The sequence below is a fragment of the Alexandriicola marinus genome, assembly GCF_004000435.1.
GTDB lineage: Bacteria > Pseudomonadota > Alphaproteobacteria > Rhodobacterales > Rhodobacteraceae > Alexandriicola > Alexandriicola marinus.
Genome location: NZ_RBVZ01000001.1, coordinates 1,265,727 through 1,279,090, shown reverse-complemented (window position 1 = coordinate 1,279,090; position 13,364 = coordinate 1,265,727). Strand labels below are relative to the sequence as shown.

Genomic DNA, 13,364 nt, shown 5'->3' with positions numbered 1-13,364 from the left:
ATGAAGAAAACATTCAAATTGCTGACGCTGGGCCTCGCGGCCACGGCCATTGCCGCGCCTGCCGTCGCGCAGGACCTGTCGTTCTGGAGCTGGCGCCAGGAAGATCGCGCCGTCTATGAAGACCTGATCGCCGCCTTCGAAGCCGCGAATCCGGGCATCACCGTCGAATTCGAAGCCTTCGAGGCATCGAGCTATGCCACGATCCTGTCGACCGCGCTGGCGGGCGAGTCCGGGCCGGACATGATGATGGTGCGGGCCTACGGGGCCTTCGAGGCCGTGGCCGGTGCCGATTACCTCATGCCGATCACGCAAGATGACGTGCCGGGTCTGGCGTCGATGAATGAAACCGCCCTGCTGGCGCAGACCCTGCGCGAAGATGGCGAGATCTATGGCGTGCCCTTTGCATCGCAGACGATGCTGGTGATCTACAACAAGGGCATCTACGACCAGCTGGGCCTGTCCGAGCCGGACACCTGGGATGAATTGCTGGCGAATGCGCAGGCGATCGAGGACGCGGGCATGTTCGCCTTCGCCAACGGCACGGCCACCGCCTGGCAGAACGAAACCATCGTATCGGCGCTGGGTTCTTCCACCATCGGTCAGGATTTCTTCCGGGAGGTCGTGGCGGGAACCACCGACTTCACCGATCCGCGTTTTGTCGCCGGTCTGGAAAAGGTTCAGGAGATCAGCGCCTATTTCCCGGACGGCTTCACCGGGCTTGATTATGCCTCCTCGCAGCAGCTGTTCGTCTCTGGTCTTGCGGCCATGTTCGCCGGTGGATCGTTCGAGATTGCCAACTTCCGCAATCAGAACCCCGATCTGGAGATCGGCGTCTTCGCGGCACCCGGACCTTCGGCGGATGACGCCAAATTGGTCGGTGTCTTCTTCGATGGGGGCTATGCGGGCAATGCCTCGACCGAACATGCCGAAGCGGTCAAGAAGTTCCTTGCCTATACGGCAACGACCGAATTCGGTCAGGTCTTCGCCAACGAGTTGCGCAACATCACCCCGATTCAGGGCGTGACGCTGACGGACGACCTGCTCAACGAAGTGGCTCAGCTCAACCAATCCGCGGTGCCCTACATCATGCTGACGAACTTCCGCTATGAAGAGCCGTCGGGCTCGGTGCTGCTGCAGGCCGAAGTGCAGAAGATGCTGGCCGGCGAGACAACCCCGCAGGATGCAGCGCAGGCTGTGACCGACGGGATCGCAACCTACTACGCGCCGTTCCAGGACTGATCCTGGAACCCCGGCCGGGTGTTTCGGCACCCGGCCACCGCGTCTCTCTTTTTTTCGTCGCCGGCATTCACCCCCCGGAGGTCCGCATGGACGCGCCCGACACGACTGAGGCCCCCACGCAAAAATCCAGATTGCCCCGCCTGAGGATGTCCGGGCGCGGGATGTGGATCACGTTCCTTCTTGTGCCTCCGCTGGCGGTGATGGCGCTGTTCGTGATCTATCCGATCGTCTCGGCGCTGGCCTATGCGTTCTATGACTGGCAGGGGCTGCGGCGCGGCGAGTTCGTGGGCTTTGCCAATTTCAGCAAGGTTCTGTTCGACGAGCCCTTCGCGACCACCACCTGGAATGCCTTCAAGAACAACGTGTTCGTCTTTTTCGCGCTGATGATCATCCAGAATGGTCTGGGCTTCATCCTGGCCTACGCTCTGTGGCGCGATCTGCCCGGTGCGCGGTTCCACCGAATTGCGGTCTTTCTGCCGGTCGTGCTGTCGACGGTCATCATCGGCTATGTCTGGAAGCTGTTCTTCCATCCCATCTTCGGGGCGGTGAACCAGCTGCTGCGCTCGGTGGGACTCGATGTTTTCGCGGGACCATGGCTGGGCGATCCCGACACTGCGCTGAATGCGCTGATCTTCGTGAATGCCTGGGCCTGGGTCGGGTTTCCTACGCTGGTCTTTCTGGCCGGCCTGCAGCGCATTCCCTCCGAGATTCTCGACGCGGCCCGGATGGAGACGGACTCGGAGCTGCTTCTGATCCGCAAGATCATCTGGCCGCTGATTGCGCCCTCTGCGACGGTGTGTTTCATCCTGCTCTTCATCGGCTCGTTCAACTGGTTCGAACTGCCCTACATCATGGTGGGGCTCGATGGCTCGCCCTTCGGCACGACCGATGTGCTGGGCCTGTATTTTTATCGCACCGCCTTTGGGAACCAGTCGGCAGGGATACAGGATTTCGGCATGGGTTCGGCCCTTGCGGTGCTGATGTTCCTGTTCATTGCCGTGGTTGCGACGGTCTGGACCATCTATCTGCGCCGCCGGGAGATCGAGGTGTGAGCAACACGGGCACATATGAGAAGCCGGGTCTTCTGGGGACCTTCGGGCGCGACGGGCTGATGCAGATCATCCTGATCGCCAACACGATCGTGATGCTGTTTCCGATCATCATCATGGTGATGTCCGGGTTCAAATCGAATGTCGAAATCTTTCAGAGCCCGTTTTCGATCCCGGATTTCACGGACATTTCCAATTTCGTCGCCATGGCGACGCAGACCTCCTTCCTGCGTTATCTGATGAACTCCTTCATCGTGACGGGCGCGTCGATCCTGCTGCTGCTGACGTTGGGAACGATGGCGGCCTATGCCATCGCGCGCTATGACTTCTTCGGATCGAGCTTCATCCTGCTCTTCTTCATGGCGGGGCTGATGGTGCCGCTGAAACTGGCGATCATTCCGCTGTTCATCCTGTTTCGCGATCTGGGCATCCTGAACAGCCACTGGGCGCTGATTTCCGTCTATACCGCGATGGGTCTGCCCTCGACGGTGTTCATCATGACCGGATTCATCCGGACGCTGCCCAGAGAGTTGGAGGACGCCGCGCGAATGGACGGCGCGTCCGAGCTTCGCATCATGTGGAGCGTGATGATCCCGCTGTGCCGTCCGGCACTGGTGATCGCGGGGATCTATAACCTCGTGCCGATCTGGAACGATTTCTTCTTTCCTCTGGTTTTCATTCAGGATGACGCGCTCAAGACCCTGCCGCAGGGGATGACAACCTTCATCGGCGAGTTCAGTACCAATTGGGGCGTGATGTTCGCGGGCCTGACGCTTGCGGCGGCCCCGATCACCATTCTGTACATCGTCCTGTCCAAGCAATTCATCAACGGGATGACAGCGGGGGCCGTGAAATGACGCTGATCCCGCAAGGAGGCCTTGTGGTGTCCTGCCAGGCCCGGGCCGACAACCCGCTGCATGGACCGGTCCATATGCGCGCGATGGCCCAGGCGGCAGAGCAGGCTGGGGCGGTGGCGTTGCGGGCCAATGGCCCCGAGGATATCCGCGCCATTCGGCATGACACATCCCTGCCGGTGATCGGCATCAACAAGGTCTTCGGTCAGGCCCCGGTCTACATCACGCCCGACCGTGCGGCGGCAGAGGATGTCATGGCGGCCGGGGCGCAGATCATCGGGCTGGATTGCACGGATCGGGAGCGCGGCACACCAGATCGCTGGCAGGAGGTGCTGCGCGCGATCCTCGACGCCGGCTGTGAGGCCTTTGCCGATATCTCCACCCTCGACGAGGGGCGCCGTGCGGCCGATGCCGGGGCGAGCTATGTAGCGACCACGCTGTCCGGCTATACCGATCCGGCCGCGCTGGTGCCCGATGGTCCGGATTTCGCTCTGGTGGAGGCGCTGGCGAAAGCGGTGCGGGTTCCGGTCGTGGCCGAAGGCCGGATCGCCACGCCGCAACAGGCGGCCGAGGCCCTCGATCGCGGGGCGCATGCAGTCGTGGTCGGCACGATGATCACCAATCCCCGAGCCATCGCGCAGGGGTTCGTCCGGGCAGTGGCCCGGCAAGGCAAGGGGTCCTGAACGTGTATCTTGGCATGGATATCGGGGGAACCGCATCGCGCTGGGTCGTCGTCGACGCCGCGGGCAAGATGATCGACCGGGGCTTGTGTGACGGGGCCAGCGGGCTGATCTACGATGCCCGCAGCCTCGCGCGGTTTCGCGGTGCGATGGAGGCGGTCCGGGATGCGCTTCCCGGACCAGTGAGCTTTGCCGAATTCGGCATCACCGGGGCGGGGTTCTCGCACCACCCGCAGATCGAAGCGCAGGTCACCGAAATCCTTGGCCTGCCGCCCGAGCGGTTTAGCTATGCCAGTGACACGAGCCTTGCATGGCAGGCGGTGTTTTCTGGGCGGCGCGGGCATCTGGTGTCCGCGGGCACGGGCTCAGTGGGGATGTCCTATGACCAGAACCACGAACAGGTCGTGGTGGGCGGGCGTGGCATCCTCGTCGACGATGCAGGGTCCGGCGTCTGGATCGCCTTGCAGGCCCTGAACCTTCTCTTTCGCAAGATCGACGAGGGAGAGGGGCCAAAGGGCGCGGAAATCCTGGCCTCCGCGGTGTTCGCGGCCCTTGGCGGCAACACCCATGATGCGATGCGCAACTATGTCTATGGCGGCGACCGGGGCCAGATCGGCCGCCTTGCGGTCGCTGTGGCCGAGGCCGCGCGCGAGGGCGACGCGATCGCACAGGACCTGCTGCGCCGCGCCGGGCGCGAACTTGCGCGTCTGGGCAAGACGATGCTGAAGCGTTGCGGCCCGGCCCCTGTGGCCTTTGTGGGCGGGGTGCTGGCGCTGGACCCGGTGATCCGTGCCGAGATCCTTTCGGAGCTGGAGGGCTGCGAGGTCGAGTTTCCCCGTGTGGATGCAGCCTTTCAGGCCGCTCAGATTGCGAGAGAAAAGGACAAGGTTGCCCATGATACCCACTGAGCGTGCCGCTCTTCGCTACAGGTCGGTCGAAACCTGGCCGACCCGCGATATCGTCGATGCGATGCTGGAGGCGCAGATTGCAGCCGTCTCCGCGGCACTTGGCACGGCCGAGGCGATGACCGGGGCGGTCGATGCCGCCGCCCGTCGGCTCGAGGCAGGCGGACGCCTGATCTATCTCGGGGCGGGCACGTCGGGCCGGCTCGGCGCGATCGACGCGGCAGAACTTCCGCCGACCTTCGACTGGCCCGCCGTGCGGGCGCTGAACCTGATGGCGGGCGGGCAGGGAGCCTTTGTCACCGCGGTCGAGGGGGCCGAGGATAACGGAGCCGCCGCCATCGCCGCGTTGCAGGAGTCTCAACTGGGCGCGCAGGACGTGGTGATCGGTCTGGCGGCGTCGGGGCGGACGCCCTACGTGGTTGACGGGTTGCGCCACGCGCGCGAGGTCGGCGCGCTGACAGTCGCGGTGGGCAATGCGCCCAATGGCGCGATCGGCGCCGTGGCGGAATACTATCTTGTCGCGGATACCGGCCCGGAGATCGTGGCGGGCTCGACCCGGATGAAGGCCGGGACGGCACAAAAAGCGATCCTGACCTGTTTCTCGACGGCGATCTTCGTGCGGATGGGATATGTCTACCGGGGCCGGATGGTCGAAATGCGTCCCACCAATGAAAAGCTGCAGGGCCGTGCGGTGGCGATGGTGGCGGAACTGGCCGATGTGTCCCTCGAGGAGGCCGACGCGGCCCTTGCTCAGGCCAGTGGCTCCATCAAGACCGCTGTCGTCATGTTGATCCGTAAGCTGACCACCGCCGAGGCAAAGGCCTGCCTCGAACGCGCGAACGGCAGGCTGCACCTCGTGCTGCAAGAGGCGCCCGGGCCCTGAACATCAGTAAGCCCCGGCGAGAGAGGGGCGTAGCAACGCCAAAACCTCAGCGGGAAGCTGTGCCGTTGCGGGGCGTGGCAAGCTGTCCGCCGGTCATGGGGGCGGGGACACCCGTCGTTCCCGGGTAGCTTATCGGTCGGCCCAGCAAACGGCGCGCGGCAAGGAATGCAAAACCCTCCGCTTCCACCGCGTCACCCCGCAAGCCGTGGATGTCTGCATCCTCGACCCCGACGCCGGCGCGCTGCGCAATGGCCTTCATCAAAGTCGGGTTGCGGCGCCCGCCGCCTGCCACGATCAGCTTGGTCGGCCGGACCGGAAGCAGATCGAGCCCTTTGCCAACGGCCGCGGCGCTGAAGGCGGTTAGCAGTGCTGCCCCATCCTCGGGCGACAGGCCCCGGGCCATGTCGGCCGTGAAATCGAACCGGTCGAGCGATTTCGGGTAAGGCGCGGACAGGTAGGGATGCTCCAGAAGGGGCGCCAGCCGGCTTTCATCCACATGCCCCGTTGCCGCCAATGCGCCGTCGCGGTCCATCTCGTCCAGACCAAGAGACTTCATCCAGTCGTTGATCGGTGCGTTCGCAGGCCCGGTATCGAAGGCGACAAGCTGACCATCCTCGCTTTGCCAGCTGAGATTTGCCACACCGCCCAGATTCAGAATTGCCGTATCCGCGCCGGCCCCGGCCCGCGCGAGCAGCGCGGCGTGATAGGTTGCACACAAGGGGGCGCCCTGTCCGCCGGCTTCGACGTCGGCGGTCCGCAGATCATAGACCACGGGGATGCCAAGCCTGTCGGCCATGAGCTGCCCGTCCCCAAGCTGGCGGGTCTTGCCCCTCCGGGCGGCCGTCGGGGCCCGGTGCAGAACCGTCTGGCCATGAAAGCCAACGGCGGCAATGTCCGTCAGGGGCAGCCGTGCGGCTTGCGCGACGTCGGCCACGGCCTCTGCCTGCGCCACGGTCAGGGCGTGTTCGGCGCGCGTGAATACCTCGGGCTCCGCGCCCTCGAAATTCCATGTACGGGCGGCGGCCAGCGTCTCTTCCAGCAGGTCGCGGATGTTCTGCGGGTAGGGCACCAGATCATAATGCCCGAATTCGGCGATGCTGTCCCCATCCGTGCGCACAAGCGCCACGTCGATCTGCCCGTCCAGTACCGTTCCGGTCATCAGACCGGCGAACCATTTCGCCGTCATCGGGATCTCCATTGTTCCGAGTTGATTGCATCCCCGACGGCGCGGCGCAGGTCGGCGATGCCGCTGTGTGTATGGCGCGAGGGGTGGACGCGGTTGGTCAGCAAGGACCACGCCAGTCCCCGGTCGAAATCGACCCAGAGCCCGGTCCCGGTAAAGCCCGTATGGCCGATCACGCTGCCGTTGCAGTGATCGCCTCCGCTCCAGCCCGGGTGACTGCGCTCCCAGCCGTGGGTGCGTGTGTCGCTCAGCGCGGTGCGCATGAGCGCCACCGTTTCAGTCGCGAGGCCTCGGCCCGTCAAGACATCCTGCGCGACGTCGAGAATGTCCTGCATCCGGCCAAAAAGCCCTGCATGACCGGCGCCCCCGAGGGCGAAGGCGTTTTCATCATGCACCGCACCGCGCATCACGCGGCCACGCCATGTGCAGTTTTCGGTCGCCGCACAGGCCTCTGGGGGCGGCGCGAAACGGAACCCCCAGCCCGGGTCCATCGCAGACACCTCCTTGCCGCGCAGGCGTTCCAGCGCGAGGCCCAGTAGGATGAAGTTGATGTCCGAATAGACGCTTGGGCCCCGTGGCCACACGCGTTGTAGGATGAAGGCGCGCAGTGTCGGGCGATCCTGCCCATAGGTGTAAAGCGGCTCGACGGCCGGGAAAGCTGTCTGATGCCCGAGGCATTGGCGAAAGGTGACCTGACGCTCCCAGCAGCCGGTGTCATACTGGCGAAAGTCGGGCAGGAGCGTCGTGAGCGGCGCATCGAGGTCGATGGTGCCCTGCGCGGCTTCCTCGAGGATCTGAACCGTTGTGAACAGTACCTTGGTCAGCGACGCGAGGTCGAACCACGTGTCTTCATGCATCGGCGCGCGGTCGGGGCGGATCTGTGCCGCTCCACCGTGCAGAACCGCACGCTGCCCGTCGGCACGCAGCACGCCCAGAACCGCGCCCGGAATGGCGCCGGTCTCGATGGCCGCGGCGACGGGCGCGAAGGCCCGTTCTGTCAGGTCGTGTACAGATGACATGCGGTTTCCGACCCGGCCGGTGCGCCGTTGCCTGCCCCCAGTTCGGGCCGGGTTCTCCTGCAGATTTCCATGACTTTCGGGCAGCGGCCGTGAAACGCGCAGCCTTGGGGCGGGTTGGCCGGATCCGGCGGCTCTCCCGTGACGATGGGCCGTGCGGCATGGCGGTCGCCGCCGATTTTGGGCACCGCCGCCAAAAGCGCCTGCGTGTAGGGGTGCCGTGGATCGGTCATGATCTGCGCGGCCGGCCCGATTTCCACGAGGCGCCCCAGATACATCACGGCGATCCTGTCACTGACGTGACGGATCACCGACAGATCGTGGCTGATGAAGATGATCGACAATCCCAGCTTTTCGCGCAGCTCAGCGATCAGGTTGAGGATCTGCGACTGGATCGAGACGTCGAGCGCCGAGACGGATTCATCGGCGACGATCAGTTTCGGATTGAGTGCGAGGGCCCGCGCAATGGCGATGCGTTGTCGTTGACCGCCGGAGAATTCATGCGGGTAGCGATCGACGGCTTCGGCGGGCAGCCCGACCAGATCAAGCAACTCTTTCACCCGCGCAAGGCGCTCGGGCCTGGTGCCGATCCTGTGAACGATCAGCGGCTCCGCGATCACATGGCCCACCTTGTGGCGCGGATTGAGGGAGCCGAACGGGTCCTGAAAGATGATCTGGATGTCGCGCCGGCTGTGCTTGAGTTCGGCCTTCCGGGCCTTCGCTAGATCGAGGCCGCCGAAGGCGACTTCGCCCGCATCCGGCTCGATCAGCCGCACGATGGAATGGCCCAGTGTGGATTTGCCGCAACCGCTCTCGCCCACAACGCCAAGGACCTCGCCTTCTTCCATGGAAAAGGACACATCGCTGACGGCCTGAACGCGCGTACCGTTCGGGCCGGGAAATGTCTTTGTCAGATGTCTGACGTCGATCAGGCTCATGTGACGGGGTTCCAGCAGGCGGTCTTGTGAGTGTCGCCCTCGAGCGGCGGGATGTCCTGCGCGCATCGCGCCGTCGCCGCAGCACAGCGGGGATGAAACGCGCAGCCCGACGGCCGATTTGCCGGCTGAGGCACGGTTCCCGCGATCGCGGGGAGCCGGTCACCCGGCGCGTTGGTCGAGGGGATCGTCCGCATCAGCGCCTCGGTATAGCGATGGCGCGGGTTGGCGAACAACTCATCGGCCGCCGCGTATTCCACGATGCGGCCCAGATACATGACGGCCACGCGGTCGCAATGCTGCGACACCACGCCAAGGTCATGGGTGATCAGCAGGACCGCCATGGCGGTTTCTTGTCTCAAACGGTCGATCAGATCGAGGATTTGCGCCTGAATGGTCACGTCGAGCGCCGTGGTCGGTTCGTCCGCGATCAGGAGTTTGGGCTCGCAGGCAAGTGCGATCGCGATCATCACCCGCTGGCGCTGACCGCCTGACAATTGGTGCGGATATCTGCGCAGCGTCGTGGCGGGGGACGGGATGCCGACGCGGGCCAGCAACTGCTCTGCCTGCTGATCCGCCTGCCGCTTGCTGACATCGCGGTGGAGCCGGATCATCTCGCGGATCTGCTGCCCGATGGTGAACACCGGATTGAGAGAGGTCATCGGCTCCTGAAAGATCATGGCGATCTCTTCGCCGCGAAGCGCGCGCAGGTCCGTCTCGTTCATCGATGTCAGCTCGTGGCCGTCAAACCGAATGCTGCCGCTTGCGATCTTCATCGGGGGCTCGGCCAGAAGGCGCATGACCGACAGCGCCGTCACGGATTTGCCGGACCCGGACTCGCCCACGAGGCCCACCATTTCACCCGCTCTGATATCAAGGGAGACAGCCTCGATGATCGGGACTTTGCCGACATGGATACTCAGGTTTTCCAAACCCAGAAGTGCCTCGTTCTGCACCCTGTCGTCCTTCCTGGTCGCTATGAAAGCAGCCTGTCGTGATCACCAGCGAGCCCTATGACCCACCGCTGATCTAGAATACCAAAGTAAAACCAAATCAACAAGAGAATGACCTTGGATTATTTTGGTATCATGCTAGGCTTTTCAGGGAAAATCCATCGCGGCCGCCTTGCGGGCAGTCTGCCCCGCGTTTCAGTTCAGGGCCGGAAAAGGAGGGAATATGCGAATTAAGACACTTGGTGCCGCGTTACTGGCATCCACCTGCCTGTTTTCCGCGGCGCAAGCCGCGACGCTCGACGTGGCAGTCGATTCTTCGCCCGCGGGTCTTGATCCACATCTGGTGACGGCCTTTTCCTCGGTCGTGGTGATCGGTGACACGATCTATGAAGGTCTGACAACCATCGCAGAGGATCTTTCGGTGCAGCCGGGCCTCGCGAAGTCTTGGGAAATTTCCGAAGACGGTCTGACCTATACCTTCAGTCTGCACGAGAACGTCACGTTCCACGACGGCTCCGCGATGACCGCAGAGGACGTTGCAGCCTCGATGCGCCGTGTTCTGAACGAGGAAATGGGCTCGCCTCTTGCCAGCCGGATTTCCCCGATCACCGAGATCACCATCGTCGATGACACGACCATCGCCCTGACGCTCGATGCGCCGTTCGCGCCGATCCTGACCTCGCTCGCCGGGATCGCAATCGTTCCGTCCGAAGCGGAAATGGATACCGAGGCCCTGCAGCAGGTCCCGGTCGGCACCGGGCCGTTCATGTTCTCGGAATGGGTGCCGAATTCCTACATCAGCCTGACCGCGTTCGATGGCTACCGGGACGCCGAGTTGCCCAAACTGGACGAGGTGAAGTTCCATATCGTGCCAGAAGCGGCCACCCGTCAGGTGGGCCTTGCCTCTGGCCAGTATGACCTTCTGCCCGGCGTCGATCCGGCAACCGCGCTTCAGCTTCAGGCCTCCCCCGGTGTGACGGTGCTTGAAACCCGGGATCTGTCCTACACGCTGATCGGTATCAACACGAGCCGTCCGCCATTTGACAATGCAGTTGTGCGCCGGGCGTTGAACATGGCCGTGAACCGCGACGAGATCATCGCCGCGGCCCTGTTCGGCAATGGCGTGGCTGCCGGCCCGCTGAGCCCGGCCCTTCAGGCCTGGGCGCTCGATCCGGCCACCTTCGATTGCTACAGCGGTGATGCGGCTTCTGCCGCGGCTCTTCTGGCCGAGGCCGGCGTCGAGACCCCAATCCAGGCAGAGCTTCTCGTGCTGCCGCGGCAGGATGCCAAGGACATTGCGCAAGTCGTGCAACAGCAGGCCAGAGCCGCCGGATTCGAGATCGAGCTGGTCAACAAGGAGATCGGGGCCTTTGTGCAGGACTGGCGCAACTCTGATTTCGATCTGTTCGCCTCGGCCAATGGCGGCAACCCCGATCCCGACGGGTATTTCTACCGGACCTTCTACGGCGGAGGCTCGACCAACGTGTTCATGTATGACGATGCCGAGGTCAACAGCCTGCTGGACGAGGGCCGGACCTCGACGGACATGGCAACACGTCAGGCGGCCTATAACGCCGTGCAGACGAAACTGGCCTGCGAGGGGCCGATCGTCCACGTGGCCTACGGGTCGCTGTCGACGGCCATCAATGACAACGTGTCGGGGTTCGTGATCAACCCCAATCGCCGCCTCTCCAGCCTGAAATCGGTTGAAGTGAGCGAGTAAGCCCACCACGCCCGGCGCATCCGGTTCTTGCCGGGTGCGCCGGTCTTTTGTCTGCCAAGGTCCAGAGCATGAACCGGATACTTCCGATGCGGTTTCTCGCGGGGCGACTTCTCGACCTCGTGCTCGTGCTGTTCGGCGTATCGGTCATCGTCTTTCTGATGATCCGCCTCATCCCCGGCGACGCCGTGGCGATCATGCTGGGCGCCAATACCGAGATCACGCCGGAGCGGATTGCCGAACTGGAAAGCCGTCTCGGCCTCGATCAGCCCATTGTCGTGCAATATTTCGACTGGATCAGCGGGATATTTCGCGGCGATCTGGGCACGTCGATCTGGACCGGTCGCCCGGTGGCGCAGGAGATTGCGGCCAATATCTGGCCGACGCTTCAGCTGACATTTCTTTCGGTGCTGGTGGGGGCGGGCCTGGCGATCCCGATCGGCTGCTTCATGGCCGAAGCGCGCGGCAAGACCGCCGAGGTTCTGGTGCGCGTGGGTGCGATTGCCGGGTTGACTATTCCCTCGTTCTGGCTGGGCATCGTGTCGATTTTTCTGGTGGCCAAACTGATGCCCGGCTCTGCCATGCTGGGCTATGTCCCTTTTGGCGAGGATCCCTTGGGCAACCTGCAGCGCATGATCTTGCCGGTCTTTGCCCTGTCGCTGCCGATGCTGGCGAACCTGTCGCGTCTTGTCCGCTCGGCCATGCTGGATGCCCTTGGGCAGGATTACATCCGCACCGCGAAATCCAAGGGCGCGGGCCGGACGCGCGTGGTCTATGTGCATGCGCTCAGGAACGCGCTCATTCCCTTTATCACCTCGGTCGGCGTGGCCACCGGCTACCTGCTGGGGGGCGCCATCGTGATCGAACAGGTCTTTGCGATCCCCGGCCTCGGGCAGCTTGTTCTGGGCGCGATTTCCGAGCGCAACTACCCTTTGGTCCAAAGCGCGATACTGGTTCTGACTTTCGCCTTCGTTCTGGTGAATTTCCTGGTCGACATCCTGTATGCGGCCATTGATCCGCGGGTGTCACAGCGATGATGGCCGCCTTGAGACGGGACAAGCTGCTGTCCTTCGCGCTGATCTTCGTGATCCTTCAGCTGCTGCTGGCGATCTTTGCGCCGATCGTCGCGGGCGATCCGATCGAGCAGGTGATCATGTCCCGGATGCAGGGGCCGTCGCTGGAAAATCCCCTTGGCACCGATCAACTGGGTCGTGACGTCTTTGCACGGATCCTCTTTGGCTATCGCACCTCACTGCTGACCTGCGGCGTGGCCGTGGTGCTGGCGCTGATCGTGGGCGGCTCTCTGGGGATGCTGGCGGCCTTCTATCGGGGCTGGTTTGACCGCATCGTGATGCGGATCATGGATGTGCTCTTTGCGTTCCCGATCATTCTTCTAGCCATCGGGATCATCGCGGTGCTCGGGCCGAATGCCCTGAGCGCCTCGATCGCGATCGGGGTGGTTTACGTGCCGATCTTCGCCCGCCTTCTGCGGGGCCCGTCGCTGGTGATCTGCGAAAGCGAATATGTGCAGGGCGCGCGCGCGATTGGCGCGTCGGACAGCCGTATCGTCTTCACCCATCTGCTGCCCAACCTGTCGTCGCTTATCCTCGTGCAGGCCAGCCTGCTCTTGTCGGCCGCCATACTTGTCGAGGCGTCGTTGTCATTTCTGGGGCTGGGCGCGCAGCCGCCCACGCCGTCTTTGGGGCAGATGCTGTCGGAAGGCCGCAATTTTCTGCTCCTCAACCCGTGGCCCGCGGTCTTCTCGGGCTTTGCGATCCTGTTCCTGTCGTTCGGTTTCAATCTGTTGGGCGATGCCCTGCGCGACACGCTCGATCCGCGTCTTCGCAACAGCACCGATTGAGATTTGTGCCGGGCCGTTTCGCCCAGGCCCGGGCGCAGATTGACGAAATACCAAATAGATACCATTATTTCGGGCACCCACCGACC

At 63.6% G+C, this 13,364-nt stretch carries 13 protein-coding genes; 9 read left to right on the top strand and 4 right to left on the bottom strand.

The genetic code is table 11. The features are described 5' to 3' along the window. The 6 genes from EP376_RS06215 (at position 1) to EP376_RS06190 (ending at position 5,610) form a co-directional block, all read left to right on the top strand. Positions 1 to 1,239 (top strand): extracellular solute-binding protein, encoded by a 1,239-nt coding sequence (locus tag EP376_RS06215; protein WP_127654635.1) that lies wholly within the window; start codon positions 1 to 3, stop codon positions 1,237 to 1,239. A gap of 86 nt (positions 1,240 to 1,325) precedes the next feature. Continuing rightward, positions 1,326 to 2,291, top strand: coding sequence for a carbohydrate ABC transporter permease (locus tag EP376_RS06210; protein ID WP_127654634.1), 966 nt, complete (start codon positions 1,326 to 1,328; stop codon positions 2,289 to 2,291). After that, positions 2,288 to 3,145: a carbohydrate ABC transporter permease gene (locus EP376_RS06205; protein ID WP_240652436.1), complete on the top strand. Its 858-nt coding sequence runs from the start codon at positions 2,288 to 2,290 to the stop codon at positions 3,143 to 3,145. The genes EP376_RS06210 and EP376_RS06205 overlap by 4 nt, the downstream gene beginning before the upstream one ends. Next, positions 3,142 to 3,825 (top strand): N-acetylmannosamine-6-phosphate 2-epimerase, encoded by a 684-nt coding sequence (locus tag EP376_RS06200; protein ID WP_127654633.1) that lies wholly within the window; start codon positions 3,142 to 3,144, stop codon positions 3,823 to 3,825. The genes EP376_RS06205 and EP376_RS06200 overlap by 4 nt, the downstream gene beginning before the upstream one ends. A 2-nt stretch (positions 3,826 to 3,827) precedes the next feature. Further along, positions 3,828 to 4,730, top strand: a complete 903-nt coding sequence (locus tag EP376_RS06195; protein ID WP_240652435.1) for an N-acetylglucosamine kinase — start codon at positions 3,828 to 3,830, stop codon at positions 4,728 to 4,730. Next, positions 4,717 to 5,610 carry an N-acetylmuramic acid 6-phosphate etherase gene (locus EP376_RS06190; RefSeq protein WP_127654632.1) on the top strand — a complete coding sequence of 298 codons (894 nt, stop codon included), beginning with the start codon at positions 4,717 to 4,719 and terminating at the stop codon, positions 5,608 to 5,610. Before EP376_RS06195 ends, EP376_RS06190 begins: the two co-directional genes overlap by 14 nt. Positions 5,611 to 5,656: 46 nt before the next feature. Here the strand turns inward: EP376_RS06190 and EP376_RS06185 are convergent, their stop codons facing one another. Genes EP376_RS06185 through EP376_RS06170 form a run of 4 tightly spaced genes read right to left on the bottom strand, consistent with a single transcriptional unit; the run spans position 5,657 to position 9,700 of the window. Continuing rightward, positions 5,657 to 6,796 carry an anhydro-N-acetylmuramic acid kinase gene (locus tag EP376_RS06185; protein ID WP_127654631.1) on the bottom strand — a complete coding sequence of 380 codons (1,140 nt, stop codon included), beginning with the start codon at positions 6,794 to 6,796 and terminating at the stop codon, positions 5,657 to 5,659. Then, complete coding sequence (locus tag EP376_RS06180) at positions 6,793 to 7,812, bottom strand: serine hydrolase domain-containing protein (RefSeq protein WP_127654630.1); 1,020 nt, start codon at positions 7,810 to 7,812, stop codon at positions 6,793 to 6,795. Before EP376_RS06180 ends, EP376_RS06185 begins: the two co-directional genes overlap by 4 nt. Then, the gene (locus EP376_RS06175; protein WP_127654629.1) at positions 7,791 to 8,747 is read right to left on the bottom strand and encodes an ABC transporter ATP-binding protein; all 957 of its coding nucleotides are present in this window, start codon (positions 8,745 to 8,747) and stop codon (positions 7,791 to 7,793) included. Before EP376_RS06175 ends, EP376_RS06180 begins: the two co-directional genes overlap by 22 nt. Continuing rightward, on the bottom strand, positions 8,744 to 9,700 hold the full coding sequence (locus EP376_RS06170; RefSeq protein ID WP_127654628.1) for an ABC transporter ATP-binding protein: 957 nt from the start codon (positions 9,698 to 9,700) through the stop codon (positions 8,744 to 8,746). Before EP376_RS06170 ends, EP376_RS06175 begins: the two co-directional genes overlap by 4 nt. Before the next feature lie 220 nt (positions 9,701 to 9,920). Between EP376_RS06170 and EP376_RS06165 the strand changes: the two genes are divergently transcribed. From EP376_RS06165 to EP376_RS06155, 3 genes are all read left to right on the top strand, one after another. After that, positions 9,921 to 11,420 carry an ABC transporter substrate-binding protein gene (locus EP376_RS06165; protein ID WP_127654627.1) on the top strand — a complete coding sequence of 500 codons (1,500 nt, stop codon included), beginning with the start codon at positions 9,921 to 9,923 and terminating at the stop codon, positions 11,418 to 11,420. Positions 11,421 to 11,488: 68 nt separating this feature from the next. Continuing rightward, positions 11,489 to 12,454, top strand: a complete 966-nt coding sequence (locus tag EP376_RS06160) for an ABC transporter permease (RefSeq protein ID WP_127654626.1) — start codon at positions 11,489 to 11,491, stop codon at positions 12,452 to 12,454. Further along, on the top strand, positions 12,454 to 13,278 hold the full coding sequence (locus tag EP376_RS06155; RefSeq protein WP_127654750.1) for an ABC transporter permease: 825 nt from the start codon (positions 12,454 to 12,456) through the stop codon (positions 13,276 to 13,278). The genes EP376_RS06160 and EP376_RS06155 overlap by 1 nt, the downstream gene beginning before the upstream one ends. Positions 13,279 to 13,364: the final 86 nt, after the last annotated feature.

Excerpts from the sequence above, each read along its gene's own strand:
- EP376_RS06210 (WP_127654634.1), top strand. The coding sequence starts at position 1,326 with ATGGACGCGCCCGACACGACTGAGGCCCCCACGCAAAAATCCAGATTG.
- EP376_RS06185 (WP_127654631.1), bottom strand. The coding sequence starts at position 6,796 with ATGACGGCGAAATGGTTCGCCGGTCTGATGACCGGAACGGTACTGGAC.
- EP376_RS06175 (WP_127654629.1), bottom strand. The coding sequence starts at position 8,747 with ATGAGCCTGATCGACGTCAGACATCTGACAAAGACATTTCCCGGCCCG.
- EP376_RS06155 (WP_127654750.1), top strand. The coding sequence starts at position 12,454 with ATGGCCGCCTTGAGACGGGACAAGCTGCTGTCCTTCGCGCTGATCTTC.
- EP376_RS06165 (WP_127654627.1), top strand. The coding sequence starts at position 9,921 with ATGCGAATTAAGACACTTGGTGCCGCGTTACTGGCATCCACCTGCCTG.
- EP376_RS06190 (WP_127654632.1), top strand. The coding sequence starts at position 4,717 with ATGATACCCACTGAGCGTGCCGCTCTTCGCTACAGGTCGGTCGAAACC.
- EP376_RS06200 (WP_127654633.1), top strand. The coding sequence starts at position 3,142 with ATGACGCTGATCCCGCAAGGAGGCCTTGTGGTGTCCTGCCAGGCCCGG.
- EP376_RS06180 (WP_127654630.1), bottom strand. The coding sequence starts at position 7,812 with ATGTCATCTGTACACGACCTGACAGAACGGGCCTTCGCGCCCGTCGCC.
- EP376_RS06160 (WP_127654626.1), top strand. The coding sequence starts at position 11,489 with ATGAACCGGATACTTCCGATGCGGTTTCTCGCGGGGCGACTTCTCGAC.
- EP376_RS06215 (WP_127654635.1), top strand. The coding sequence starts at position 1 with ATGAAGAAAACATTCAAATTGCTGACGCTGGGCCTCGCGGCCACGGCC.